The following is a 25,543-nucleotide window of genomic DNA, read 5'->3' as shown; positions in this document are numbered from 1 at the left end:
TCTACGACGCGACCTGACAAGCGTCAACACGTCTTCTCCCCTTCGCCCTCGATTAGACCGGCGCAAGTTTAGACGAACGCAAAACGCAGGCCGTAGCTGCGGCTTTCGCCCGGCTTCAGCCAGTTGAATTCACCGGCCGTCTCCAGTTCATCACGCAGCAACCAGCGGTGCGACACTGGCTCGATACCGATGATGTTGGCCGGCGCCTTCTGGTTTCGCCAGATCTGCAGATAGGGCAGCGTGTCGGCGCGAAATCGCACCCTAAGCGTCTTGCCGCCGATCGCCGCAATCGGCCCCAGCCGGACTTCGGCAAAACCCTCCTCGCTGGCCGGAGCCTCGACGCAGAAGATGCCGCCCGGGTCCTTGCCGAAAGTCCAGGGAAAACCGCCGCCTTCGAGCATCCGGCCTTCGAGCCGCGTTCCCGCATCCAGCCATTTGCCGCCGGCGTTCATATGGTACATCAGGAAGGTCGGCACGGTCTCGTTGCTGGTATTGACGACACGATCTTCCAGCGAAACTTCGCCGGTGACCCCGTCGATCCGCCACAGCCGCTCGATGCGTTGCAGCAGACCCTCCACTGTGATGATATCGATATCGGCCCGGCATTCGGCATTGCCGTTCTCGAATGTCGTCCTGAGCACCCTGGCTGGATGGCCGGAGGCCGAACCGTGCAGAGGGTAAACTTTGCCTTCGGTGCCGGGAATGGGCTGTCGATGGCGGATGTGATCAGGGCCGCAGGTAAAGAGAAAGCCTTCCAACGAATGATCGATTCGCGGATCGCCGTCGTCGGGGATGGCCCGCTTGGGCGCGATGTCGACGCTCTCAACGATGCAGCCGCCGATATCCAGTACCGATGTTTCATCCAGCATCAGGCGCGGCCCGCGCGCGGCAGCAAATTCGATCATCAATTCATCCTCCCGTGGAAACTCGGCTGACGCAGGGTTAGGTGTCGCCGCCGCCCTCGTCAATCGGATGGTAAAAATGGCAGACACAGCACCGCAACCGCGACCTCACAGGAACGTCACCTTGGCGCAAGCGTTTATGACTAAAGGTAAAATACCGTTGTTTTTATCTTTTGTTCAGTATGGCTTAAGAAATTCCACACTAGCGTCAAAATTCGCAGGTGTGTGTCTGCCGAGCCACTGATCGAGGTGTGAGACGTGAATCGCTTGATGAAATCGGCCCTTTCCCTTTCGGGCATGCTTTTGACGCTCGCCGCCTTCACGCCGCAGCAGGCCGATGCGCAGCAATATGGCCGCAACAGAAGCGATATCGTGCTGGTAACGCCGAGCGGCGAAATCCTCGATTATGTCCCCCCGGGGCGCGGCTTCGTCTATGCCCGTGACTATAGCGGCAACCGTGTGCTGATCGATCGCTACGGCAATATCGTCGCGACCGAAATGCGCGCCCGCGGCTACTACTCGCCGCGCACCAATCGGGAAGGCTATGACGACGCCTTCAACAACGATCCCTATTCCCGCGACCAGAACCGCTATGGCGATACACGCTATTCCGAGCGCGGCCCGGTAACGGGTGCCATCCCTCGTGATATTGCCATCGAGCGCCAGCCGCTCGAGGCTCAGCCCTATCCCGGCGATCCGCAGGCTCAGGATGATTATGCAGCGGTCGAGCCCGACCAACAGTTTCCGTCGGCTGACGAGCCCCGCCAGGCTCCGCAGGAGCCTGTCATCACGCTCAAGAACAAGTCCAAGCCGGAGATCGTGGCTCTACAGGTATTTCTGGATCGCGCAGGCGTTTCGCCCGGCGTCATCGATGGCCACATGGGCTCCAACGTCACAAAAGCGATCTACGCCTATGAACAGATGACCGGCACTAAGCTCGACCCGAACAATACGGAGGCGATCCTCGAAGAGCTGCGCATGAACGGCGGCCTGCCGGTCGTCAACTACACGATCACGGATGCTGATGCGGCCGGCCCCTATGTCGCGCAGATCCCGGAAGACTATTCGCAGAAGGCGCTGCTGCCGTCCCTCGCCTATACGTCGGTGACCGAAGCGCTCGCCGAACGTTTCCACATGGACGAGAATTTCCTGAAGGAAATGAACCCCGGCGCAGATTTCACCATTCCAGGCACCGTCATTAAGGTCGTCAATCCCGGCCAGAACAAGACCGGCGCCGTCGCGAAAATCCTTGCGGACAAGGGCCGTAAACAGGTTTTCGCCTATGACGATGCAGGCAACCTCCTCGCCGCCTACCCCGCCTCGATCGGCTCCACCGACACGCCTTCACCATCGGGCATCGTCACGGTTGAACGAGTAGCCTTCAATCCGGGCTACACCTATAATCCAAAGATCAATTTCCAGCAGGGCGCCAACGACAAGATCCTCGACATTCCGCCCGGCCCGAACGGCCCGGTCGGTACGGTCTGGATGGCGCTTTCAAAGCCGACCTACGGCATCCACGGCACGCCCGACCCTTCCAGGATCGGCCGCAGTCAGAGCCACGGCTGCATCCGCCTGACGAACTGGGATGCGACGGAACTTGCCAAGATGGTCAAGCCCGGCGTGACAGTCGAATTCGTTGATTGAGGACGTCTCCTCGCCCGGCGTCTCCGCGGAGCACTTACTCAAGTCCGGCATCTCTTCATAGAAAAATGCCCCGGCACGAGCCGGGGCATCGGTTCTTTTATCGAGATGTTGCGATCAGGCCGCGCTGCGGATCGCGTTTGCCAGTCGAACGGCCACCGGGAGCCGGCCCGGCACCTTGAGCATGATTTCCTCTGCGAAACGGAGGGCGTTTTCACGGGCCTTGTCAAGATTGCTGACGCGCATCGGATCCATCGTATGCAGGGTGCCGCCGCAATCGAAAATATCGCGGAAGGCCGAGCGCTCGATGATGGCCGTATCCAGAACCGCAACGTGACGCTCATTCAGCAGCGCCTTGACGATCTGCAGCGCGCGGGTGGTGACCATGGAGTTGACCCGTGTGAGGACAACCGAATGGCCGATCTTGATGCCGGCCTTCTCTTCCAGATACTGCAGGAGTTCAAGAACCTGGGCGCCGCCGCGGGCATCCATGGCACAGCCCTGGATCGGGATCAGCACATGATCGGAGAGGCCAACAGCCGTCGCCAGCAGCGGATTGCGCGCGCCCGGCAGATCGATGATGAAGTAATCGGTATTATGCCTGTTTTCGCCGATGTGCTGCGGCAGCGAGGCGGTGGTCACGAAATCGATGACGCTGATGTTTTCCACATGTCCGGAGATTTCGTGCCAGCGCGAAATCCAGTGCTGCGGGTCCGCATCGAGGATCGTGACACGGTAGCCCTGACGGGCAAGCTCCGTAGCAAGCAGCAATACGGCTGTGGTCTTACCGGCGCCGCCCTTGGTATTTGCGAATGTGATGACTGGCATAATTTGAGTCCTCGAAGGGAAATGGCGCGAGCCGGCATCGCTCGTTGTTAATCGCACCGTCGGAGCATCGTGCGGTTAATCCATCCTTTCCAATCGTGGTTAACAAACTGTTAAACGGACCCGCTGAAATTGCGGCCTGCATTTTTCGCATCATTGGAAACAGGCACGCACTGAATACAAAAAAGCCCGGAAAACAAGGTTTTCCGGGCAAGTCTATAGGTCCGCCTTTATCTGATCAGAAGCAATCCTTAAAAAGGGTCTTAGTATTTTCGAGCGTCATTGCAACCGGATTACCACCGGCGCTCGGATCTTCGATCGCCATCGCCGCCAGTTCGTCGATCCGGTCCGGGGTGATTCCCATAGCCGTCAGATTGTCCGGGACGTTGAGTTCGGTGCGCAGCTTCAGGACGTAGTCGTAGAAACCATCGAAACCGCCCGAAATCCCGAGATAGGCAGCCGCACGGGCAATCTTCTCGTCGATGGCAGAACGGTTAAAGCGCAATACCGCCGGCATGACGACGGCATTGGTCATGCCGTGATGCGTGTTGTAGACGGCACCGATCGGATGCGAGAGCGCGTGAATGGCGCCGAGCCCCTTCTGGAAGGCGACAGCGCCCATGGCGGCCGCCGACATCATGTTGGCGCGGGCTTCCAGATCCGTGCCTTCCTTATAGGCACGCGGCAGGAATTCCTTGACGAGGCGCATGCCCTCCAGCGCGATGCCAGCCGACATCGGGTGATAGAAGGGCGAGGAATAGGCTTCCAGGCAATGGGCGAAGGCATCCATGCCGGTACCCGCCGTGATGATCTTCGGCATGCCGACCGTCAGTTCCGGGTCGGCGATGACGACACCCGGTAGGAATTTTGGATGGAAGATGATCTTCTTCACATGCGTCACCGAATTGGTAATGACGCTCGCACGACCCACTTCCGAGCCCGTGCCGGCGGTCGTCGGCACGGCAACGATCGGCGCAATGCCTTCGACGCTGGCACGCGTCCACCAGTCGCCGATATCCTCGAAATCCCAGACGGGACGCGTCTGGCCGACCATGAAAGCCACGCACTTGCCGAGGTCGAGGCCCGAGCCGCCGCCGAAGGCGACGACACCGTCATGGCCGCCGTCGCGGAAGGCCTTGATACCGGCTTCGAGGTTCTTTTCGTTCGGGTTCGGGTCGACATCGGCAAAGATCGCCCGGCCGAGGCCGGCGTCTTCGAGAATGTCGAGCGCGTTCTTGGTGATCGCCATCGCGGCGAGGCCGCGGTCGGTGACGAGCAGCGGCTTCTTCATGCCGAGGCTCTTGCAGGCGTCGGCCAGTTCCTTGATGCGGCCGCGGCCGAGCTTGACGGATGTCGGGTAGCTCCAGTTGGCGGTGATGTTGGCGCTGCTCATGCTGTAACCTTCTTGAGATGGTAGGATTTCGGGCGCGTCAGGTTGTGGAAGCCGATGATCGACAGCGAGCCGCCGCGGCCGGTTTCCTTGACGCCGGTCCAGCAAAGAGCCGGATCCAGATAATCGGCGCGGTTCATGAAGACGGTGCCGGTCTCGATTTCGCGGCCAAGCCGCCCTGCCCGCTCGGCATCCTTGGTCCAGAGCGATGCTGTGAGCCCGTACTGGCTGTCGTTCATCAGAGCCAGGGCCTCCTCGTCATTCTTGACCTTCATGATGCCGACGGCGGGGCCGAAGGTTTCTTCGCGCATGAAGGCCATGGAATGATCGACATTGACGAGGATCTGCGGCGCGAGATAGGCGCCGCCATCATCGGCCGGGAAGAGTTTCGGATCGACGAGTGCCTTGGCGCCCTTGGCCACGGCATCGGCGATCTGCTCGCGTACCACCTTGGCGAAGCGCTTATTGGCCATCGGGCCGAGCGTTGTCTCCGGATCGAGCGGATTGCCGAGCTTATAATTGGAAACCCAGGCGACCGACTTTTCGACGAAGGCGTTATAGAGCGATTCATGCACATAGATGCGCTCGATGCCGCAGCAGCACTGCCCGGAATTGTAGGTCGCGCCATCCATCAGCGTATCGACGGCGGCATCGAGATCGGCATCTTCCATGACATAGCCCGGATCCTTGCCGCCGAGCTCGAGGCCCAGCCCGGTGAAGGTGCCTGCCGCGGCCCGCTCCATCGAGCGGCCGCCTTCGACCGAACCGGTGAAATTGATGAAGTTGAAGCTGCCGGCTACAATCAGTGCCGCGGTCGTTTCATGATCGAGGAAGACGTTCTGGAACACATCCTCGGGCACACCGGCCTCGACGAAAGCTTGAACGAGCCGCTCGCCGACGAGCAGCGTCTGCGATGCATGCTTGAGCACGACGGTATTCCCAGCCATCAGCGCCGGCGCGATTGTGTTGATCGCCGTCATATAAGGGTAGTTCCACGGGGCGACGACGAAGACGACGCCATGGGCTTCACGTTCGATGCGGCGCTCGAACTTGTCGCTTTCTTCGACGACGAGCGGTGCCAGAGCGTCGGCTGCGATCGAGGCGACATAGTTGGAGCGCTCGTTGAAGCCGCGATATTCGCCGCCGTACTTGATCGGCCGGCCCATCTGCCAAGCAAGCTCGGGCACAACGACATCGGACATCTCGTTGAGGCGCGCGACACCCTTCAGCACCAGCTGGACGCGCTCTTCGAGCGGACGCTTGGCCCAGGCCTTCTGCGCCTTGCGCGCACGCGCCACGGCTTCCTTTGCCGCTTCAAGCGAAAGCGCCGGGCGCTCCGCATAAACAGAGCCGTCAACCGGCGAAATGCATTGGATCATTGTCATGATCTGAATCCTGTTTCTTCTGAGCCGCAGGGAAAGGCGCCACGACTGATCCCCAAAAGGAGAACCCAGTCTGGCGACCTTCCGCTTCGGATATGTTCTTAAGCTCTCTCGAAGCCGCGCGCCACTTCCCAATCCGTGATGCGGCGGTCGTATTCTTCCTGCTCCCATTCGGCAGCGCGGGTATAGTGATCGATGACATCGTCGCCGAAGGCTGTACGCAGCATCTCCGATTCCGTCATCGCCTTGGTCGCAGCCCGCAGCGTACGCGGGATTTCGCGGATGTCCTTGCCGAAATAGGCGTCACCCACATAAGGCGCCTCCAGTTCCAGCTTCTTCTCGATGCCGTCGATACCAGCGGCAAGCAGGGCTGCGAAGGCAAGGTAAGGATTGAGGTCGGAGCCGCCGACGCGGCATTCGATACGGATTCCCTTGGTCTCCTCGCCGCAGAGGCGGTAGCCGGCCGTACGATTGTCTTTGCTCCAGACGGCCTTGGTGGGCGCGAACGTGCCGGCCATGAAGCGTTTGTAGGAGTTTATATAGGGCGCCAGGAAATAAGTGATCTCGCTCGCATGGCTGAGCAGCCCGGCAATATAGTGCTGCATCAGCGGCGACATGCCGTGATGGCCGGTATGATCGAAGAAGAGCGGCTTTTCTTCGAGGCTCCAGAGTGACTGGTGGATATGCGATGAGCTGCCGGCGGCATTGTAGTGCCACTTGGCGAGGAACGTAATCGCCTTGCCTTTCGACCATGCGATTTCCTTGCAGCCGTTCTTGATGATCGCATGGCGGTCGGCCATGGCGAGTGCATCGGCATAACGCACGTTGATTTCTTCCTGGCCGGCGGACGCCTCACCCTTGGAATTTTCGACCGGAATGCCGGCTCCCTGCAGGCCCTTGCGGATCGCCCGCATGACCTCTTCTTCCTTGGTCGTCTGGAAGATGTGGTAATCCTCGTTATAGGCGCTGGCGAGTTTCAGGTTGCGGTAACCCGACGCCTGCGCCGCCTCATAGGTCTGGTCGAAGAGGAAGAATTCAAGTTCGGAGGCCATGTAGGCCTTCATCCCCATATCTTCGAGCCGCTTGACCTGCTTCTTCAGAATCGCGCGCGGTGAGTGGGCCACTTCCTCATGCGTATGATGATCCAGCACGTCGCAGAGCACGAGGGCCGTGCCTTCGAGCCAGGGAATGACCCGCAGCGTCGAAAGATCCGGCTTCATCGTATAGTCGCCGTAGCCCTTTTCCCAGCTCGTCGCCTTGTAGCCGGAAACGGTCTCCATCTCCATGTCTGTCGCCTGCAGGTAGTTGCAGCTGTGCGTTTCCTTCCAGGCGCTTTCGAGGAAATATTCGGCCTGGAAGCGCTTGCCCATCAGGCGCCCCTGCATGTCCACCTGGCAGGCCAGCACCGTGTCGATGCGCCCGTCGGCAACGTCCTGTCTGAGATCGTCGAGAGTATAGCTGCTCATGATGTATCCGCCTGAAATTGAAATTTGGAAATCGGAACGACGAAAGGGCATACGGCCGCCAGGATTAACCCGCTCAATGCCTTTTCGTTGGACCGTGATGGGGCCGCGACGCGGCCCCGCCCTCGGCAAATGTTCGTAGTTCCTACTCGCCGGGAACCGGAGACACCGTTCCGGTTTCGCCGACAGCTGCTTCCGCGGCGGCAATCTCGGCCTGACGCTTGGCGATCATATCGCCGATCGGCGGGCCGGCGAAACGGCGGCGCTCGACCGCAAACCAGATGACGATCGCCAGGGCGATGAAACCGACGGTAATGTCAAAGACCTTGTCGTTCGGCGGCTGGATGGCGATGTAGATGATCAGCACCATGCCAAGCGTCGCAAGCAGACCGATCAGCTTGTACGTACCTGCACCAAGGTTCCATGGTCCGGGAGCCGGCCATTTCTTCGTACCGTAGGCGAAGATGCCAAGCACGATCGGGAAGAGGAAGGACAGGAACAGGAAGATCAGGGTCGCATTAACCACGGTCACGTACAGGCTCGCCTCGCCGACCGAAATGAACAGCGCGCCCCAGACAAACAGGCTTTCGAGAGCCGCACCCGTCCAGATCGCAGCGACCGGCGTGCGATATTTCGGGCTGACGCTCGCCAAGGTCTTGGAACCGACGGGCAGACCGCCGTCACGCGAGAAGGCGAAGATCATACGCGAGCATGAGGTGACGGTCGCAAGACCGCACAGGAACTGCGAAATGAAAATCGCAATGTAGAGCAGCGTGACAAGCCAGGCAGGCATGATCGCATTGACAGTCGAGAAGAAGACGCCCCAGCCCTGCTTAGCAGCCTCGTTCATGTCGGGAATAGCAATGACGAAAGCCGATAGCATCACCCAACCAGCAATCGACGACCAGAGAACCGCAGAAACCATGGAGCGCGGAACCGAAAGCGCCGCCTTCTTCGTTTCTTCCGATGTATGGGCCGAAGCGTCGTAGCCGGTGATGGTATAAATTGGCAGCAGCAGGCCAAGAGCAAAAATATACCACATGCTGTCCGACTGGGGCCAAACCCCACCGCCGGCATCACCCGAATAATTGGTGAAGGTCCAGAGCCGCGAAATGTCATGCGTCGGGGCGAAGATCAGGCAGGCGATAGTCAGCACCGCAGCCGTGACGAGGATCAGCGTACCGGAAAAATCCGTCAGCTTGGCCGTCAGGCCGATACCGTAATGGTTGATTGCCGCCTGCACGATCGTGAAGATGACGACGAGTACGACCTGCATAGCCGGAGAGACGACACCGCTTGCATCGGCAATGCCGAGCTGCGCGCCAAAAGTACCGCCGAGGAATAGCGCCGTGCCGATATTGATGGCGCCGAGTACGGTGATCAGGCCAAGCAGATTGAGCCAGGCCGTCAGCCAGCCCGTAAAGCGGTTGCCGAGGATCGAGCTCCAGTGATAGAGCCCGCCCGCGGTCGGATACGCAGACGAGATCTGTGCCATGCCGAGCGCGAAGAACAGCGAAACAATGCAGCCGACCGGCCAGCCGATGCCGATAGCCGCACCACCGACGCCCGATGTAGCCTGGGCGAGAGAGTTGATGCCGCCTGAAAGAATGCAGATGATCGAAAATGAAATTGCGAAATTCGAGAACGAGCTCATGCGTCGTTCCAGTTCTTGGGCGTAGCCCATGGAATGCAGGACGTGAACGTCCTGCTTCTTGTCCTGCTCGGTATAGTCAGCCATGACTTCCCCCTGTGACCAATCGCCCGCGGGATTGCCGGCGACCCAGTGCCAAAAGTGCCCGCGGCTTCTCGCCTTACGGGCTGTTCGCAGTTAAACTGCTCCCCGGGATCTTCTTTTTATTCAGGCATCCAGACTTTGCTGGAGAAGCCTTGTGAGATAGTCGGCCACGACCCCTTGGCCGGTATCGTCTGCGATGAGGTCGTTGCGGACCTCGATCATGACATTGCGAAGCCCATTGGAAATGCCGTGCAGGATCAACGTGTGCGTCACGCCGTCGGCAGGGCCGTAGGGTTCGTTGCGTTCGGTACGATAGAGCGGCGCCTCGGCCGCAAAATCCAGCATTCGGTCGGCAAGGCGCCTGTCCTCATCATGGAGGATGCCGAGCTCGACCGCACGCTGCCGGCCATTATAGACCGGTGTAAAACTGTGGATGGTCACGATGACACTATCCTGCCCCCTCGCCTGCCGCTCGCGGATCAGGGCGCGCACGCCGTCATGGAACGGTAGGTAGAGAGCTTCCGTGCGGGCATTACGCTCGCCTTCCGTCAAACCCTTATTACCGGGAATCGAATAGATCTCACTGACCTCGGGCATGGCGCCCGGCGAGTTTGGCGGTCGGTTGCAGTCATAGATCAGTCGCGAGAAGCGCTGGTAGATCAGTGTCGCGTCCAGAGCCGCCGAGATATTGCGGGCAACGGCCAACGCGCCCGGATCCCAGGCAATATGGCTCGACAATGCCTCTTCGGAGAGGCCGAGATTACCGAAATGTTCAGGAAGCGTGCGGGATGCGTGTTCGCAGATGAGCAGCGCAGGGCTCTTGCCATCAACGCGTTCGATCGCAACGCAATCGCCGTCAGCCTCGCTGAGAATTCGGGCCTGAGCCAGCGCCAAAAGCACTTCCCCCATCGCTTAATAAATTCTTTATAAGAAAAGAATTCTTCAGCTTCATCGCGGTGTCAAGCTCGCTCTGAAAATTTCTTTTCATGACAGTCATTGACATGGATTGTGACAGCGTTGTTAACTTTCAGTGGGAAAGTGGCGCCAGACCATCCCGGGGAGCAAAAATCACGTGAGTGTCGCGGCTAAGACCGTTTCGGACGTCATTCATTCGCATTTGGGCGTGCTCACGCGCGCCGAAAGGCAATTGGCCGAAAGCCTGCTCGACAACTACCCGGTCTCCGGTCTTGGCAGCATCACCACCATCGCGGAAAATGCCGGTGTCTCCACGCCGACCGTCGTACGCATGGTGCAGAAGCTCGGCTACAAGGGCTATCCGGATTTCCAGCAGCATCTGCATCAGGAAGTCGAGGCGACGATTTCCAATCCGATCGCCAAACACGACCGCTGGGCCCAGAACGCGCCGGGCACCCATATATTGAACCGTTTCGCGGATGCCATTATGGGCAATCTGCGCCAGACGCTGACGGATCTCGATACCGCGACCTTCGACAATGCCGCGGCCCTGCTCTCGGACCGCAAGCGCACGCTCTATTTCGTCGGCGGGCGCATTACCGGAGCGCTTGCCGAATACTTCTTTACCCACATGCAGGTCATTCGTCCGAACACAGCGCTGCTCTCCTCCAATTCGTCGAGCTGGCCGCAATATGTGCTCAATATGAATCCAGGCGATCTGCTGATTATTTTCGACATCCGCCGCTACGAGCAGGAAATGGCGAGCCTTGCCACGGCTGCCCGCAAGCGTGGAGCAGAAATCATCGTCTTCACAGATCAATGGGGCTCTCCTGCCGCCAAGCTTGCCCGCCACGCCTTCCGCGTGCAGATCGAGGCGCCGTCGGCTTGGGATTCCTCCGTTGTCACGCTCTTTATCGTCGAAGCCCTCATCGAGGCGGTGCAGAATTCGACCTGGGACGAGACGAAGGAGCGCATGAAAACGCTGGAAGGCCTGTTCGAACAGACCCGGCTTTTCCGCAAACCCGGTTAGGAGGGACAAGTAAAGGGCAAAAAACAAAGACGTATTTTGCGGAAACAGGATAGCCCGTCGCAAATAAAGCACTGCGCAAGCGCCTGCAATTCATGGCAAAATTAACGTCACGCAACTGTCATACAAGCTTCACGTAAGCTCATTAACAGCATCGCCGGACACTGAAAACCCGAAGGAGAACAACAGTGATCTCTAACATTTCTCGACTGCTGTCGCTTTCTACTGCAATAATCGTGGCTTCGACCGCGATCGCTGCAGCAGAACCGAGCGCTGAACTTATCGCTGCCGCCAAGAAGGAAGGCACGCTGACCACGATCGCACTCCCGCACGACTGGTGCGGCTATGGCGACGTCATTGCCGGCTTCAAGGCCAAGTATGGCCTCGAAGTCAACGAGCTGAACCCGGATGCGGGCTCGGGCGACGAAGTCGAAGCCATCAAGGCCAACAAGGGCAACACCGGCCCGCAGGCTCCTGATGTTATCGACGTCGGTCTCTCCTTCGGCCCATCCGCCAAAAAAGACGGCCTGATCCAGCCTTATAAAGTCTCCACCTGGGATTCGATCCCGGCTAGCGCCAAGGATGCAGACGGCTACTGGTACGGCGACTACTACGGCGTTCTCTCCTTCCTCGTGAACAAGGATCTCGTAAAGACTTCGCCGGCCGACTGGCCGGACCTGAAGAAGAGCGACTATGCAAACAGCGTCGCGCTCGCCGGCGATCCCCGCACTGCCAACCAGGCCGTCCAGGGTGTTTATGCTGCCGGTCTTTCCGCATCCGGCGGTAACGCGGCCAAGGCAGGCGAAGAAGGCCTGAAGTTCTTTGCCGAACTCAACAAGAACGGCAACTTCGTGCCCGTCGTCGGCAAGGCTGCTCCCTTTGCACAGGGCTCCACGCCGATCATCGTCGCCTGGGATTACAACGCGCTTTCGTGGGGCCAGAGCCTGAAGGGCAACCCTCCGTTCGAAGTCGTCGTTCCGAAGTCGGGCGTCGTCGCCGGCGTTTACGTGCAGGCCATTTCGGCCTTCGCTCCGCATCCGAACGCTGCCAAGCTCTGGATGGAGTACCTCTATTCCGACGAAGGTCAGCTCGGCTGGCTGAAGGGCTATTGCCACCCGATCCGCTTCAACGATCTTGCCAAGAACAACAAGATCCCGAAGGACCTGCTCGACGCGCTGCCGCCGGCAGCCGCCTATGAAAAGGCAGTCTTCCCGACGCTCGAAGAGCAGGCCGCTGGCAAGGAAGCCATCACCAAGAACTGGGATTCCGTCGTCGGCGCCAACGTCAAGTAACATCCGATCCCGCCTCCCCGCCCATAAGGCGGGGAGGTTTTCTCACTCCGACGCCCCAGGATGAGCCTTTCCATGAGCACCGTTTCAACGCCTATGGTGAGCAGCGCCCCCTTGATCAACAGAGATCGTGTGATCGATTGGCTGGGCATTGCACCCTTCATTATTTTCTCTCTGCTGTTCCTGATCATCCCCACGCTTTATCTCGTGGCGGGCGCATTCCTGACTCCTGAGGGCAATCTCACGCTGAAGAATATCGGCGATCTTTTTACTCCATCCATTCTGAGTGCTTACTGGATCAGTATTCGCGTCTCCGTGGCATCCGCTCTCGGCGGCGCGCTGATCGGCTTCTTCCTTGCTTGGGCCGTCGTGCTCGGCGGCCTGCCGAGCTCGGTGCGCTCGACGCTTCTGACCTTCTCCGGCGTCGCCTCGAATTTCGCGGGGGTGCCGCTCGCCTTCGCCTTTCTCGCAACGCTCGGCCGCACCGGCCTTGTGACGGTGTTCCTGCGTGAATATTTCGGCTTCAATCTCTACGGCACCGGCTTCAACCTGCTGTCGTTCTTCGGCCTCACGATCACGTACATGTATTTCCAGATCCCGCTGATGGTGCTGATCCTGACGCCGGCACTGGACGGCATGAAGAAGGAATGGCGCGAAGCCGCTGAGATTCTCGGCGCCTCCCATCGCCAATATTGGACGATGGTTGCCCTGCCGATCCTCTGGCCGAGCCTGCTCGGTACCACGCTGCTGCTCTTTGCCAACGCTTTCGGCGCCATCGCCACCGCCTTCGCGCTGACCGGCAGTTCGCTGAACATCGTGCCGATCCTGCTCTATGCGCAGATACGCGGCGACGTCCTGCACAATGCCAACCTCGGTTACGCGATCGCCCTCGGCATGATCGTCATAACCGGCGTATCCAATGTCCTTTATCTCATGCTGCGCATGCGCGCCGAACGGTGGCAGAAATGAAAGCTCAACGTCTTGGAGCCTGGATTGCCGTCATTCTCGGCGGGTCCTATTTCATCATTCCGCTGATCGGCACGATCGAATTTTCGCTGCGCATGCGCCGCGGTGCTTATAGCTTCGATGCCTATCAGTCGGTCTTCTCGGACGCTCAGTTCCGCGAGACCTTCAGCTATTCCATGCTGATGGCGTTCCTCACCATCATCTTCGGCACGCTGCTCGTCGTGCCGACGGCTTACTGGGTGCGCCTGCGCCTGCCGCAGATGCGCCCGGTCGTCGAATTCATCACGCTGCTGCCGCTCGTCATCCCGGCGATCGTCATCGTCTTCGGCTACCTCAGGATGTACAACTCGTCGTCCTATCTGCCGCTGACGAATTCATCGATGGGCACCAATGCGCTGCTGGTCTTCTCCTATGTCACGCTGTCGCTGCCTTACATGTATCGCGCCGTCGATACCGCCATGCGCGCCATCGACGTTCGCACGTTGACGGAGGCGGCCGAGAGCCTCGGCGCGCGCTGGACGACAATCATGTTCAGGTGCATTTTCCCGAACGTCATGAGCGGCGTACTCTCGGGCGCCTTCATCACGCTCGCGATCGTCATGGGCGAATTCACCTTCGCCGCGCTGCTCAACCGCCCGGCCTTCGGGCCGTATCTGCAGCTCGTCGGCGCCAACAAGGCTTACGAGCCTTCGGCTCTCGCCGTCATCGCCTTCTCGATCACGTGGCTCAGCATGGGCCTGCTCAATATCGTTTCCCGCTTCGGCAAAGCCCGCCCGGCAAAGGCTTAAGGTAACTGGCTCATGTCTTTTCTCACACTGAACAATATTCAGAAGTCCTTCGGCCAGGTTCAGGTCGTCAAGAATTTCAACATGAACATCGAGAAGGGCGAGTTCGTCTCCTTTCTCGGGCCGTCGGGCTGCGGCAAGACGACCGTTCTGCGCATGATCGCCGGCTTTGAAACGCCGACCGGCGGCACGCTCACGATAAACGGCAAGGACCAGAGCTCGCTGAAGCCGAACCAGCGCAATATTGGCATGGTCTTCCAGGCCTATGCGCTGTTTCCCAACATGACGGTGCACGACAACGTCGCCTTCGGCCTGAAGGTCGCCGGCGCGCCGAAACCTGAGATCGACGCCCGCGTCAAGGAAATGCTCGGCCTGATCAAGCTCGATCACCTGGCAGACCGCTTCCCTTACCAGATGTCGGGCGGCCAGCAGCAGCGCGTAGCACTCGCTCGCGCCCTTGCCGTCAAGCCGCAGGTTCTGCTGCTCGACGAGCCGCTGTCCGCCCTCGACGCAAAGATCCGCGTTTCGCTGCGCGAAGAAATCCGCCAAATCCAGCAGTCGCTCGGCATCACCACGGTTTTCGTCACGCACGACCAGGAAGAAGCGCTCTCGATCTCCGACCGCATCGTCGTCATGAATGCCGGCAAGGCCGACCAGATCGGCACGCCCTTCGAGATCTACAACACGCCGGCAACACGTTTCGTCGCCTCCTTCGTCGGCACGCTGAACCTCATCGAAGCCAAGGTCGTCGATCCCGACAGCAACCGCATCCAGATCGGCGATCAGGGTGTCACGCTGAAACAGTCGGTGCAGGCCTACAAGGCGGGCGACACCGTCCAGCTCGCGCTTCGTCCGGAAGCCGGTTCGCTCGCCGAAGGTGCGCACAGCGATACGGCGTTGACCGGTCAGGTCGTCTCCGCGCACTTCCTGGGTTCGGTCATCCGCACCCGCATGAATGTCGGCGGCAACGTGATCTCCTTCGACATGTTCAACAGCCCCGGCATCACCCCGCCATCTGCTGGCGAAACGGTGACGCTGCGCTTCATGGCTGCCGATCTGCTCGTCATCCGCGACTGATCGGAAGAAAACCGTGGTGATGAAGGCGCCGTCGATGCGGCGCCTTTTTTCGTTTCACGCACGACTGTCAGCAAACGTGATGGCGCTATCGCCAGAAAGAACTTGAAGTAGCGGTAACCATGCCGCATGGAGCAACCATACCGATCCACGAAGTGCCCCATCATGTCATCAGTCGCAGTCGCAGTCCCCGCCCCCCGCAGCCTGACCTCCCAGGATTTCCGTACGCTCGCCCTTTCGGCACTCGGCGGTGCTCTGGAGTTCTACGATTTCATCATCTTCGTCTTCTTTGCAGCTGTGATCGGCAAGCTTTTCTTCCCGCCGGAAATGCCGGACTGGCTGGTGACGCTACAGACATTCGGCATCTTTGCGGCAGGCTATCTGGTCCGCCCGCTCGGCGGCATCGTGCTCGCCCATTTCGGCGATCTCTTCGGCCGCAAGAAGGTCTTCGCCTTTTCGATCCTGCTGATGGCGCTCTCGACACTCGGCATGGCCGCAATGCCGACCTATGCCGCGATCGGTGTCGCAGCCCCCGTGCTTCTCATCCTGATGCGCGTTCTTCAGGGTGCCGCGATCGGCGGTGAGGTTCCCGGAGCCTGGACCTTCGTGGCCGAGCACGTACCCTTTCGTCGCGTCGGCTTTGCCTGCGGCTTCCTCTGCTCGGGCCTCACGCTCGGCATCCTGTTCGGCTCCTTCATCGCCACTATCATTAACACCGTCTTCACGCCTGACGAAATCGCCGCATGCGCATGGCGTCTGCCCTTCTTCATCGGCGGCGTCTTCGGCCTTATCGCGGTCTATTTGCGCCGCTGGCTGCAGGAGACGCCGATCTTTTCCGAGATGAAGCAGAGCCGGTCGCTGGTGCCGGAACTGCCGCTCAAGGCTGTGCTGCGCGACTATCCACGCGGTGTCATAATTTCCATGCTGCTGACCTGGATCCTGTCCGCTGGCATCGTCGTGACAACCTTGATGACGGCAACCTTCCTGCAGAAGCAGTACGGCTACAGCGCTCAGCAGTCTCTGGCCGCCACGAGCTTCGGCACGCTCTTCCTGATCTTCGGCACCGCGGCAGCCGGTGCGATCGTCGACCGTGTCGGCTCCGGGCGCTTCTTCCTGGTCTCGAGCATCTTCTTCGCCATCGCCACCTTCGCCTTCTACAGCTATGCCGCGGTTTCGCTGACGGTCCTCTTCGTCCTCTACGCCATCATGGGCCTTGCCGTCGGCATGGTCGGTGCCGTGCCTTACGTCATGGTGCGCGCTTTTCCTGCCCGTGTCCGCTTCAGCGGCCTCTCCTTCTCCTACAATGTCTCCTATGCGATCTTCGGCGGCCTGACACCGCTTGCGGTCGCGGCCCTGCTGCCGCTCAACCCGATGGCGCATGCCTATTATCTGCTCTTCATCGCTGCCCTCACCTTCGGCCTTGGCCTCTATCTTCTCGTCAAGGGAGAGAGCGTTGAAGCGGAGGTCGGCATTGAGGAACTGACGGAGCGCCTCGGCTCTCGCACCTGAACGAGCGAACCGTCGAAACAAGATATCTTCCGGCGCTGACTTCACCAATCACGTTGCCGAACGAAGGGCCCGCGCGCTGGCCGAGCTTTGCCGAAAGGTGGAGTTCAAGCCGATGTTGACGTCGAGCCCCTTGCAGTAGAGCTCGTTAAAGCGAAGCATCTTGCCGGGAATATCTTCGTGAAGCATTTTGCTCACTCAACTAGCGCTTTAAAGGGGATTTTGCGGCGGCAGTTTCACGACGCCAGTAAGCAAAAGGAGGGGCTATGTCGCTTACGGAGCAGCAATTCTTTGAGTTCGTCCAGCGCAATCCTATAAATGCTCAATTGTTGATCCGGTTGCGTGCCCTCCAAATTCCCCAAGGCATTCTAACAGCAGGCTGTCTCGTGCAGACTGTTTGGAATCTAAGATCGGGGTGTGATCCTCAGTACGGGATAAAAGATTACGACGTCTTTTACTTCGATGACTCCAACCTATCATGGGATGCCGAAGACGCCGTCATTCGCCAGGTGCAGCAGGCGGTCGCCGATCTACCCGCAAAGGTGGAGATCAAGAACCAAGCTCGGGTCCATCTCTGGTACAGGGACAAGTTTGGAGTGGACTATCCAGCCTTACAGAAGGCGGAGGACGGCATCGACCGTTATCTCACCCTCTGCACAAGGGTCGGTATTCGTCTTTGCGATAGCAGCCTTTATACTCCTGATGGTTTGGATGATATGTGGAACGGCATCCTTCGCCTGAACCCTCTCAATCCTCAGCATGAATTATATCTGACTAAATGCAGCGAATATCTGCAGCGGTGGCCGTGGCTGACGATCATTGATCGTCAAACCGCGTTGGCGATGGACCATAACCAGGACGCTCGCAATTAACGCATTTCACTCTATCGCGAAGATTCCGAATTCTGGGACGATGCATCGATCAGTCGCCGAAAGCCATGAAGCTCGGCGACCACAATGCCAAACTGGGATTGGAAGGCTTTATGCGAACGCGTCCTTCATTCCGGCTGCGATCAACGGATCGCCTTGTCGTTGGCATCGAAGCGATGGATATGTGTCCTATCCGGCGTCGCGTAAACGATCTCATCCGGCTCATACTTGTGCTCGCCGAAGAGACGCGCCGTGATGAGGCCGCACTGCTCGGATTCCAGGTAGACGATGGTGTCTGCACCGAGATGCTCGACATGCACGGTCTTCGCTTTCCAGGTGCCGCTGTCGCGCGACAGCGTCAGATGCTCGGGGCGGATGCCGACCGTCTTCGCACCGGCGTCGCCGAGCTTGTCGCCGGAAATGAAGTTCATCTGCGGTGAGCCAATGAAGCCCGCAACGAAGGTGTTAGCCGGGCGGTTATAGAGTTCCATCGGCGAGCCGATCTGCTCGATCGCACCGGCATTCAGGACCACGATCTTGTCGGCAAGCGTCATGGCTTCGACCTGATCATGGGTGACATAGATCATCGTCGCCTTCAGGCTACGGTGCAGGCGGGCGATCTCGAGGCGCGTCTGCACGCGCAGCGCCGCATCGAGATTGGAGAGCGGCTCGTCGAACAGGAAAAGTTCTGGTTCGCGCACGATGGCACGCCCGATCGCCACGCGCTGGCGTTGGCCACCCGAAAGCTCGGCCGGTCGGCGCGCCAGATATTGCTCGAGCGACAGCATGGACGAGGCCTTCGTTACCCGCGTCTCGATTTCATCCTTCGGCGCCCCCGCCTGTTTCAGACCGAGGCCCATATTATCCTTGACCGTCAGGTGCGGATAAAGCGCGTAGGACTGGAACACCATGGCGATGCCGCGCTTGGCCGGCGGCGTCAGCGTCTCATCCTTGCCATTGATGATGACAGCGCCAGAAGTCACATCTTCCAGTCCGGCAATGCTGCGCAGCAGGGTCGATTTCCCGCAGCCTGATGGACCGACGAAGATGACGAATTCGCCGTCCTTGACCTCAAGGTCGATGCCCTTCAGCACTTCGTGCTTGCCGTAGGCCTTGCGGATGGATTTGAGTTGAAGCGATCCCACTAGTCTTTCCTTATAGTCTAACCGATCGGCCGGTGCGCACGCTTTCGTGAGCGGCAAGGCAGATGCGCAGCGAAGCCACCGCATCATCCATATGGCGGGTAAGGTCCAGATCCTCGTTGATGGCGCGCAGCACGAAGGCCTGCTCCAGGTCGCAAAGCGCCTGGTGGCCGGGCTCGCCTTCCATCGTCATGTCCTGATCCGGACTGATGAATTTGCCGTCAGGCCCGGTCTCTGCCGTATGCAGGCGGATGACGGAGGTCTTGGTGTGCGTGTCGATGTCGTCGGACTTCGCCTTCGGATCCATGACGATTGATACTGCGCCGTTCGGCGACATCACATCCTTCACGAAGAAGGCGGTCTCGGAAATCATCGGCCCCCAGCCTGCCTCGTACCAGCCGACGGAACCGTCCTCATAGAGCACCTGCAGATGGCCGTAATTATACATGTCCGGCGCGATCTCGTTCGACAGGCGCAGGCCCATGCCGCGCACCTCGACCGCCCTGGCATCGGTGATCTGGCACATGACATCGACATAGTGGACGCCGCAATCGACGATCGGCGAGGTCGTCTGCATCAGTGACTTGTGCGTCGCCCAGGTCGGTCCGCTGGATTGCTGATTGAGGTTCATGCGGAAGACATAGGGGCCACCGAGCTTGCGCGCTTCCTCTATCAGTTTCTTCCAGGAAGGATGGTGGCGAAGGATATAGCCGATGACCAGCTTTTTGCCGGCCTTCTTTGCGGCGGCCACAACGCGCTCCGCATCGGCAACAGTCGTTGCCAGCGGTTTTTCGACGAAGACGTCGCAGCCGGCCTCGAAGGCGGCCACAGCATAATCGGCATGGCTGTCGGAATAGGTATTGATCGAGCAGAGATCCGGCTTCAATTCGGCAAGCGCCGTCATAAAGTCGGGATGGATCGTGTACTGCTCCAGCTCCGGCGCAAGCTGGCTCGGCTTGGAACGGTTGACGAGACCAACGATCTCGTAGCCCGGATTGTTGTGATAGGCGAGCGCATGACTGCGGCCCATATTGCCGAGTCCTGCGACCAGAACACGGATCGGCTTGTCGGATTGGCTCACTTGACGGCTCCCGAGGTGATGCCGCGGATTAGCTGCCGCGAGAAGATGACATAGAGAACGAGGATCGGCAGGATCGCGAGCGACAGCGCCGCCAGAACAGCGTTCCAGTTGGTGACGAACTGGCCGATGAAGATCTGCGAGCCGAGCGTCACGGTCTTGGTGGCTTCGGAAGGCGCCAGGATCAGCGGGAACCACAGGTCGTTCCAGATAGGTATCATTGTGAAGACGGCGACCGTCGCCATGGCCGGCCGCACCAGCGGCAGCACGAGGCGGAAGAAGATTGCATATTCCGAAAGCCCGTCGATGCGCCCGGCATTCTTCAGGTCGTCGGAGACGGTGCGCATGAATTCAGAGAGAATGAAGATCGCCAGCGGAATCCCCTGCGCCGTATAGACGAGGATCAGTGCCGTCAGCGTGTTGACGAGGCCGGTCGCGACCATGCCCTGCAGGATGGCAACCGTGCCGAGGCGGATCGGGATCATGATGCCGATCGCCATGTAGAGACCGACAAGCGTATTGCCCTTGAAGCGGTATTCCGACAGCGCGAATGCGGCCATTGCCCCGAACAGCAGCACGAGGAAGATCGCGACGATCGTCACAATGAAGCTATTCTGGAAATAGGTGGCGAAGTCACCCTGGCCCAGCACCGTCTGATAGCCAATCAGGCTGAAAGTCGAAGGTGTCGGCACCTGCAGCGGCGAGCGGAAGATCGCATTGCGGTCCTTGAACGAATTGACGATCGTCAGGAACACCGGGAAGATGGCGACCAGCGTGTAGCCGATCAGCGCCAGATGCACGAGGCCGGTGCGGATGGGGGATGTGCGCGCTCTGTTCGACATGGGCTCACACTCCTCAGAACTGGTAGCGACGCATGCGCCGCTGGATGGCGAAAAGGTAGAAGGAGACGCCGGCAAGGATGATCAGGAACATGACTGTCGCAATCGTCGCGCCCATGGAGCGGTCGCCGAGCTGCAGCTGGAAACCGAAGAAGGTGCGATAGAGGAGCGTGCCGAGAATATCCGTCGACATATCGGGGCCGGCAAGCGCGCCCTGTACGGTGTAGATCAGGTCGAAAGCGTTGAAATTGCCGACGAAAGTCAGGATCGAAATGATGCCGATCGCCGGTAGGACCAGCGGTAGCTTGATTTTCCAGAACTGAGCCCAGCCAGTAATGCCGTCGCATTCGGCAGCCTCGATCACCTCCTCGGGAATGCTCAGAAGTGCTGCATAGATCAGCATCATCGGAATGCCGATATATTGCCAGTTCGAGATCAGCGACACAGCGATCAGCGCCGGGCCGGACTGGCCGAGCCAGGGCGCAAAGGCCCACTTCAAGCCGACGAGGCTCATCAGCCAGGGTGCGACACCCCAGATCGGCGAGAGGATCAGCTTCCAGATGAATCCGACGATGACGAAGGAAAGAAGCGTCGGCAGGAAGATTGCCGTGCGGTAGAAGGCAACGAAGCGCAGCCGCGGCGTCGACAGAAGTGCAGCCAGCGCGATCCCGATCGGATTCTGCACGCACATATGGATGATGAAGAAGATGACGTTGTTGCGCAGCGCATTCCAGAAGTCATGCACCCAGCGGGCATCGCCGAAGAGAACCTTGTAGTTGGCGAGCCCGACAAAGGTCGAGGCGCCATCGACCGTATTGTAGAAGGAAAGCCGGAGCGTTTCGATCAGCGGCAGGATCATGATCGCCGTATAGACGATAAAGGCCGGAAGAAGGAAGATTCCGATATGCCAGCGAATGGGACGCTTGATCGGGATCACGTCGACTGCGGTGTCGGCTTCGCTCATGGCTTTTGCCTGTTTTTATTGGCTGGACCATCAGGCGCAGCGCAGGTGGAAATCAATCTTGCCCCTCATTCCCCTCTCCTTCTTCGGAGAGCCGGACCATGCCCATACCTGAAAACCACGGGCCAGGAGGCGGCTGCGAGTCTCTTGCCCCTCGCGGGACAAGATGGCCGGCAGGCCGATAAGGGGCAGCTTGCGACCGCCCCTTACCTTGAATAGCAGGCTTACTTGCCCGGCTTGTACCAGCTGTCGAGGCCCTTCTGGAGCTTCTCGGCAGCGGCAGCCGGGGTGTCCGTGCCGTTGATGACGTTGGCTGATTCAACCCAGGTCTCGTTTTCGAGGTTCGGTTTGCCGCGCGACAGGATCTGATAGGTCGAGCGGACGGTCGACTTGTACGGGCCGCGCCAGGAAACGAATTCCTGAGCAAGCGGATCGCTCATCTTGACCGGTTTGGAGTTCAGGCTGAAGAAGCCAGGCAGAGCGTTCGCGTAGATGTCTGCGAATTCGGGCGAAGCGACCCAAGTGAGGAACTTCTTGGCTTCTTCCTGATGCGTGCTCTTGGCATTCAGGCCAACGCCGATATCCGGATGGTCCGAGATATAGCCCTGGTCGCCGGACTTCGGAACCGGCGGCGGGAAGGCGCCCATCTTGAACTGCGCCTGCGTGTTGAACAGCGCGATTTCCCACGAACCGGCCGGGTAAATGGCGGCACGGCCGAGCGTGAAGAGGTTCTGGCTGTCGGAGTAGGTTTGGGCTTCGAAACCGTCGCCGAGATAGGGCTTCCACTTGGCAAGCTCTTCGAAGGGCTTGACCCAGGCAGGATCTGTCAGCTTCTGCTTGCCAGCAATCAGCGCCAGGCGGCCCTCTTCACCCTTCCAGTAGTTCGGGCCGATGTTCTGGTAGCCCATGGTTGCGGCTTCCCAGAGATCCTTCGTGCCCATAGCGAGCGGAATGTAGGTGCCGTCAGCTTTGATCTTGTCGAGAGCCTTGAAGAACTCGTCTTCCGTTTTCGGAACAGCAATGCCGAGCTTGTCGAAGGCATCCTTGTTGTAGATGAAGCCGTGAATGACCGAAGCCATCGGCACGCAGAAAGTCGACTTGCCGTCGTCCGTCGACCACGCAGCCTTGGCAACCGGCGAGAAGTTTTCCATGCCGGACAGGCTGGTGATGTCGACGAGCTGCTTCTTGTTGAAGAGTTCGAGCGACGCATCGAAAGGACGGCATGTGATGATGTCGCCTGCGGAACCGGCGTCGAGCTTGGCGTTCAGAGAAGCATTGTATTCAGTCGGAGCGGTCGGCGAGAAGACGATCTTAATGCCCGGGTTCTTGGCTTCGAAAGCCGGGATGATCTTCTCCTGCCAGATCTGCAGGTCGTCGTTACGCCAGCTTTCGACGGTGAGCGTCACGTCTGCGGCATGAACGAGGCCGGCTGACGACAGCAGGCTGGATGCAAGCAGCAGGCTTTTCAGAGCAGTGTTTTTCATTTCCCTCTCCTGTTTTGAGCGCCGTTAGGCGCTGTTTTCGATCTGAAACAAGCGGTTGGCGTGCCTGAGGAAACACCCAACGCCCCTTTTAGAGCCGCCAAGATTGCCGGCCCCGAAGCTCTGCCGGCACGAAGGGAACTAGCCTCCGGCCGAACGATGCGCCCTCCCGTTACGCTGAACCGGGCGCCTGAAAATAAGAGAAAAGCTTGGAAAGATGCCGCGCGCTTCCGCGAACCATGTCGGCTCCTGCGGATCGTTGTCTGCACCTTTCTCGAAACCTGGCCGGCGCTGTTTTTCTTTGCCGGTTTTCACACGCCTCGATACGCTGTTCCCTTTTCCGGAATTAAGGCCAAAAAAATACCAATTGTCCAGCCGAAATTAACTTCCGGATGAGAGAAAATTCATAAAAATTTTTTATCATTTAAAATCAGCATGTTAAAAACGGCAAATTTCCCGATCATTTCCGCTTGGTAAATGGTATTTTTTTGGTATTGTATTTAAAAACGTAAGGGAACGGCATATTCGGGGGTCCGATGACGGAACTTGCAATCGGTATAGATGGCGGTGGAACAAGCTGCCGGGCCGCAGTTGCGGACAGAATGGGCAATGTCATTGGCCGCGGCAAGGCAGGCCCTGCCAACATCCTTTCCGATCTGGAAAGCTCTCTCGTCAATATCGTCGAATCCGCCCGCCAGGCGCTGCGTGATGCGGGATTTGGAGTTGAAACCGCTTCCACAGTCTCCGCAGTCGTTGGTGTTGCGGGCGCCAATGTCGGCGATTACGGCCGGCGCATCGAAAAGGCCCTGCCTTTTGATAGCGGCCGGGTTGTCACCGATGCGCTGATATCGTTGCAAGGGGCACTCGGCGATGCCGACGGCATAGTCGGCGCCGTCGGAACCGGCTCCGTCTATAATGCGCGCCGAGAGGGTAAGCTGCACGGCATCGGCGGCTGGGGCTCCATCGTTGGCGATCAGGCAAGCGGCGCGCGGCTTGGCCGCGATCTCCTGGAAAGGTCCCTGCTCGCCTATGACAAGGTTCGCCCCACCTCGCCGCTGACGGAAAGGATCATGGCCGAGTACGGCAACGATCCGGAGCAAGTCGTCGAATTCGCCCATACCGCCCGCCCTCGGGATTTCGCACGATACGCACCGGCCGTATTCGAGGCCGCAGAGGCCGCTGATGCGGTCGCAATCGAGATCATCAGGGAGGCGGCAGATGCGATCGATGCCAGCCTCGACGCGCTCTCATGGCCCGAATGCCCGACGATCTGCCTGCTCGGCGGCCTTGCCAGGGCCTACCATCCGTGGCTTGCAGATCGGCACAAGGCGCTGTTGGCCGAGCCCAAAGCCGATGCGCTCCAGGGTGCGGTCGATCTCGCCGTCAAGCTGATGAACGACCGGCAGAGAGGTGTGGCATGACCGATGATCTCGCCTCCATTCTGTCGCCCGAACGCCTGCAGGCCGGCGGCACCGGCCCCCTTTATGTAAAGCTGCGCCGCACTCTGGAAGAGGCTGTCCGCACGGGCACACTCGCCCATGGCGATGCCCTGCCCCCGGAACGCGATATCGCCGAATTTGCGGCCGTCAGCCGCGTCACCGTGCGCAAGGCGATTGACGAACTCGTAGCCGACGGCCTGCTCGTGCGCCGTCACGGTTCCGGCACCTTCGTCGCAAAGCCGGTGTCCAGGGTCGAACAGCGCCTGTCGCAGCTCACCTCCTTCACGGAAGACATGGCCCGGCGCGGCATGTCCGCCCGCTCCGAATGGCTGCATAAGGGCGTGCACACCCCGTCGCCCGACGAGATGATGATCCTCGGCCTCGGCACGGACATCAAGGTTTCGCGCCTATCGCGCCTGCGCATCGCCGACGACCAGCCCCTGGCGATCGAACATGCGAGCGTATCGGGCGAATTCCTGCCTGACCCCTCTGCTGTCGCCAATTCGCTCTATGCTGAACTGGAGCGGCTCGGCGTGCGCCCGGTCCGCGCCGTCCAGCGCATATCGGCGACCAACATGAAGGAAGCCGACGCCCATCTGCTCGGCGTGCCCGTCGGCCAGGCCGGACTTTCCATTGAGCGCATTTCCTATCTCGGCTCCGGCCGCGCCGTGGAATTCACCCGTTCGCTCTATCGCGGCGACGCCTATGACTTCGTCGCCGAGTTGACGATTAGCGCGACCTGATTTTTCTTCCAGTTCAAAAAGATAAAGCCGGAAAGTGAATCACTTCCCGGCTTCGTCGTTTATTGAATCAATGACTGAGCATGCCACC

22 protein-coding genes are annotated in these 25,543 nt (G+C 59.5%); 10 read left to right on the top strand and 12 right to left on the bottom strand.

The annotated features are described in order from the left end of the window. Positions 1 to 68: 68 nt before the first annotated feature. Positions 69 to 905, bottom strand: a complete 837-nt coding sequence (locus FHX15_RS02620) for a DUF4432 family protein (RefSeq protein ID WP_184393419.1) — start codon at positions 903 to 905, stop codon at positions 69 to 71. A 255-nt stretch (positions 906 to 1,160) separates the two neighbouring features. On the opposite strand from FHX15_RS02620, the gene FHX15_RS02615 reads away from it, so the two are divergent. Continuing rightward, positions 1,161 to 2,549 carry a L,D-transpeptidase gene (locus tag FHX15_RS02615; protein ID WP_184393418.1) on the top strand — a complete coding sequence of 463 codons (1,389 nt, stop codon included), beginning with the start codon at positions 1,161 to 1,163 and terminating at the stop codon, positions 2,547 to 2,549. 114 nt (positions 2,550 to 2,663) lie between these two features. Here the strand turns inward: FHX15_RS02615 and FHX15_RS02610 are convergent, their stop codons facing one another. The 6 genes from FHX15_RS02610 to FHX15_RS02585 all read right to left on the bottom strand — a co-directional run bounded on the left by FHX15_RS02610 (position 2,664) and on the right by FHX15_RS02585 (position 10,235). Then, positions 2,664 to 3,374 (bottom strand): ParA family protein, encoded by a 711-nt coding sequence (locus tag FHX15_RS02610; RefSeq protein WP_184393417.1) that lies wholly within the window; start codon positions 3,372 to 3,374, stop codon positions 2,664 to 2,666. Positions 3,375 to 3,609: 235 nt separating this feature from the next. Further along, positions 3,610 to 4,764, bottom strand: a complete 1,155-nt coding sequence (locus FHX15_RS02605; RefSeq protein WP_184393415.1) for an iron-containing alcohol dehydrogenase — start codon at positions 4,762 to 4,764, stop codon at positions 3,610 to 3,612. Further along, positions 4,761 to 6,146, bottom strand: a complete 1,386-nt coding sequence (locus FHX15_RS02600; protein ID WP_184393413.1) for an aldehyde dehydrogenase family protein — start codon at positions 6,144 to 6,146, stop codon at positions 4,761 to 4,763. Before FHX15_RS02600 ends, FHX15_RS02605 begins: the two co-directional genes overlap by 4 nt. A 98-nt stretch (positions 6,147 to 6,244) precedes the next feature. Continuing rightward, positions 6,245 to 7,609: a glutamine synthetase family protein gene (locus FHX15_RS02595; protein ID WP_184393410.1), complete on the bottom strand. Its 1,365-nt coding sequence runs from the start codon at positions 7,607 to 7,609 to the stop codon at positions 6,245 to 6,247. 142 nt (positions 7,610 to 7,751) lie between these two features. Further along, positions 7,752 to 9,344, bottom strand: coding sequence for an amino acid permease (locus FHX15_RS02590; protein ID WP_184393408.1), 1,593 nt, complete (start codon positions 9,342 to 9,344; stop codon positions 7,752 to 7,754). Positions 9,345 to 9,464: 120 nt separating this feature from the next. Further along, complete coding sequence (locus FHX15_RS02585; RefSeq protein ID WP_184393406.1) at positions 9,465 to 10,235, bottom strand: N-formylglutamate amidohydrolase; 771 nt, start codon at positions 10,233 to 10,235, stop codon at positions 9,465 to 9,467. Between the two features lie 178 nt (positions 10,236 to 10,413). On the opposite strand from FHX15_RS02585, the gene FHX15_RS02580 reads away from it, so the two are divergent. From FHX15_RS02580 to FHX15_RS02550, 7 genes are all read left to right on the top strand, one after another. Next, positions 10,414 to 11,286 carry a MurR/RpiR family transcriptional regulator gene (locus FHX15_RS02580; protein WP_184393404.1) on the top strand — a complete coding sequence of 291 codons (873 nt, stop codon included), beginning with the start codon at positions 10,414 to 10,416 and terminating at the stop codon, positions 11,284 to 11,286. A 185-nt stretch (positions 11,287 to 11,471) separates the two neighbouring features. Further along, positions 11,472 to 12,575 (top strand): ABC transporter substrate-binding protein, encoded by a 1,104-nt coding sequence (locus FHX15_RS02575; RefSeq protein ID WP_184393402.1) that lies wholly within the window; start codon positions 11,472 to 11,474, stop codon positions 12,573 to 12,575. Between the two features lie 72 nt (positions 12,576 to 12,647). Further along, the gene (locus FHX15_RS02570) at positions 12,648 to 13,541 is read left to right on the top strand and encodes an ABC transporter permease subunit (RefSeq protein ID WP_184393400.1); all 894 of its coding nucleotides are present in this window, start codon (positions 12,648 to 12,650) and stop codon (positions 13,539 to 13,541) included. Beyond that, positions 13,538 to 14,326: an ABC transporter permease gene (locus tag FHX15_RS02565; RefSeq protein ID WP_184393399.1), complete on the top strand. Its 789-nt coding sequence runs from the start codon at positions 13,538 to 13,540 to the stop codon at positions 14,324 to 14,326. The genes FHX15_RS02570 and FHX15_RS02565 overlap by 4 nt, the downstream gene beginning before the upstream one ends. Before the next feature lie 12 nt (positions 14,327 to 14,338). Continuing rightward, positions 14,339 to 15,400, top strand: coding sequence for an ABC transporter ATP-binding protein (locus tag FHX15_RS02560; protein ID WP_184393398.1), 1,062 nt, complete (start codon positions 14,339 to 14,341; stop codon positions 15,398 to 15,400). Positions 15,401 to 15,562: 162 nt separating this feature from the next. After that, positions 15,563 to 16,906: an MFS transporter gene (locus tag FHX15_RS02555; RefSeq protein ID WP_184393397.1), complete on the top strand. Its 1,344-nt coding sequence runs from the start codon at positions 15,563 to 15,565 to the stop codon at positions 16,904 to 16,906. Between the two features lie 263 nt (positions 16,907 to 17,169). Continuing rightward, positions 17,170 to 17,775 (top strand): nucleotidyltransferase family protein, encoded by a 606-nt coding sequence (locus tag FHX15_RS02550; RefSeq protein ID WP_184393396.1) that lies wholly within the window; start codon positions 17,170 to 17,172, stop codon positions 17,773 to 17,775. Between the two features lie 140 nt (positions 17,776 to 17,915). On the opposite strand, the gene FHX15_RS02545 is transcribed toward FHX15_RS02550, so the two are convergent. The 5 genes from FHX15_RS02545 to FHX15_RS02525 all read right to left on the bottom strand — a co-directional run bounded on the left by FHX15_RS02545 (position 17,916) and on the right by FHX15_RS02525 (position 23,276). Continuing rightward, positions 17,916 to 18,917: an ATP-binding cassette domain-containing protein gene (locus FHX15_RS02545; RefSeq protein WP_184393395.1), complete on the bottom strand. Its 1,002-nt coding sequence runs from the start codon at positions 18,915 to 18,917 to the stop codon at positions 17,916 to 17,918. Positions 18,918 to 18,927: 10 nt separating this feature from the next. After that, complete coding sequence (locus tag FHX15_RS02540; protein ID WP_184393394.1) at positions 18,928 to 19,995, bottom strand: Gfo/Idh/MocA family protein; 1,068 nt, start codon at positions 19,993 to 19,995, stop codon at positions 18,928 to 18,930. Next, a complete protein-coding gene (locus tag FHX15_RS02535; RefSeq protein ID WP_184393392.1) occupies positions 19,992 to 20,834 on the bottom strand; it encodes a carbohydrate ABC transporter permease in 843 nt (280 codons plus the stop codon). Before FHX15_RS02535 ends, FHX15_RS02540 begins: the two co-directional genes overlap by 4 nt. 13 nt (positions 20,835 to 20,847) lie before the next feature. Continuing rightward, entirely contained in the window at positions 20,848 to 21,795 is a 948-nt protein-coding gene (locus FHX15_RS02530; protein ID WP_184393390.1) for a carbohydrate ABC transporter permease, read from the bottom strand. Between the two features lie 221 nt (positions 21,796 to 22,016). After that, complete coding sequence (locus FHX15_RS02525) at positions 22,017 to 23,276, bottom strand: ABC transporter substrate-binding protein (RefSeq protein WP_184393388.1); 1,260 nt, start codon at positions 23,274 to 23,276, stop codon at positions 22,017 to 22,019. Between the two features lie 533 nt (positions 23,277 to 23,809). Between FHX15_RS02525 and FHX15_RS02520 the strand changes: the two genes are divergently transcribed. Beyond that, positions 23,810 to 24,694 (top strand): BadF/BadG/BcrA/BcrD ATPase family protein, encoded by an 885-nt coding sequence (locus tag FHX15_RS02520; RefSeq protein WP_184393385.1) that lies wholly within the window; start codon positions 23,810 to 23,812, stop codon positions 24,692 to 24,694. Beyond that, positions 24,691 to 25,455, top strand: coding sequence for a GntR family transcriptional regulator (locus FHX15_RS02515; RefSeq protein ID WP_184393383.1), 765 nt, complete (start codon positions 24,691 to 24,693; stop codon positions 25,453 to 25,455). The genes FHX15_RS02520 and FHX15_RS02515 overlap by 4 nt, the downstream gene beginning before the upstream one ends. Positions 25,456 to 25,543: the final 88 nt, after the last annotated feature.

Source organism: Rhizobium sp. BK650 (genome assembly GCF_014195325.1).
Lineage (GTDB): Bacteria > Pseudomonadota > Alphaproteobacteria > Rhizobiales > Rhizobiaceae > Rhizobium.
This window is presented reverse-complemented; position numbering and strand designations above follow the sequence as displayed.

Excerpts from the sequence above, each read along its gene's own strand:
- FHX15_RS02620 (WP_184393419.1), bottom strand. The coding sequence starts at position 905 with ATGATCGAATTTGCTGCCGCGCGCGGGCCGCGCCTGATGCTGGATGAA.
- FHX15_RS02610 (WP_184393417.1), bottom strand. The coding sequence starts at position 3,374 with ATGCCAGTCATCACATTCGCAAATACCAAGGGCGGCGCCGGTAAGACC.
- FHX15_RS02605 (WP_184393415.1), bottom strand. The coding sequence starts at position 4,764 with ATGAGCAGCGCCAACATCACCGCCAACTGGAGCTACCCGACATCCGTC.
- FHX15_RS02600 (WP_184393413.1), bottom strand. The coding sequence starts at position 6,146 with ATGACAATGATCCAATGCATTTCGCCGGTTGACGGCTCTGTTTATGCG.
- FHX15_RS02595 (WP_184393410.1), bottom strand. The coding sequence starts at position 7,609 with ATGAGCAGCTATACTCTCGACGATCTCAGACAGGACGTTGCCGACGGG.
- FHX15_RS02590 (WP_184393408.1), bottom strand. The coding sequence starts at position 9,344 with ATGGCTGACTATACCGAGCAGGACAAGAAGCAGGACGTTCACGTCCTG.
- FHX15_RS02570 (WP_184393400.1), top strand. The coding sequence starts at position 12,648 with ATGAGCACCGTTTCAACGCCTATGGTGAGCAGCGCCCCCTTGATCAAC.
- FHX15_RS02565 (WP_184393399.1), top strand. The coding sequence starts at position 13,538 with ATGAAAGCTCAACGTCTTGGAGCCTGGATTGCCGTCATTCTCGGCGGG.
- FHX15_RS02560 (WP_184393398.1), top strand. The coding sequence starts at position 14,339 with ATGTCTTTTCTCACACTGAACAATATTCAGAAGTCCTTCGGCCAGGTT.
- FHX15_RS02555 (WP_184393397.1), top strand. The coding sequence starts at position 15,563 with ATGTCATCAGTCGCAGTCGCAGTCCCCGCCCCCCGCAGCCTGACCTCC.
- FHX15_RS02550 (WP_184393396.1), top strand. The coding sequence starts at position 17,170 with ATGTCGCTTACGGAGCAGCAATTCTTTGAGTTCGTCCAGCGCAATCCT.
- FHX15_RS02535 (WP_184393392.1), bottom strand. The coding sequence starts at position 20,834 with ATGTCGAACAGAGCGCGCACATCCCCCATCCGCACCGGCCTCGTGCAT.
- FHX15_RS02530 (WP_184393390.1), bottom strand. The coding sequence starts at position 21,795 with ATGAGCGAAGCCGACACCGCAGTCGACGTGATCCCGATCAAGCGTCCC.
- FHX15_RS02525 (WP_184393388.1), bottom strand. The coding sequence starts at position 23,276 with ATGAAAAACACTGCTCTGAAAAGCCTGCTGCTTGCATCCAGCCTGCTG.
- FHX15_RS02520 (WP_184393385.1), top strand. The coding sequence starts at position 23,810 with ATGACGGAACTTGCAATCGGTATAGATGGCGGTGGAACAAGCTGCCGG.
- FHX15_RS02515 (WP_184393383.1), top strand. The coding sequence starts at position 24,691 with ATGACCGATGATCTCGCCTCCATTCTGTCGCCCGAACGCCTGCAGGCC.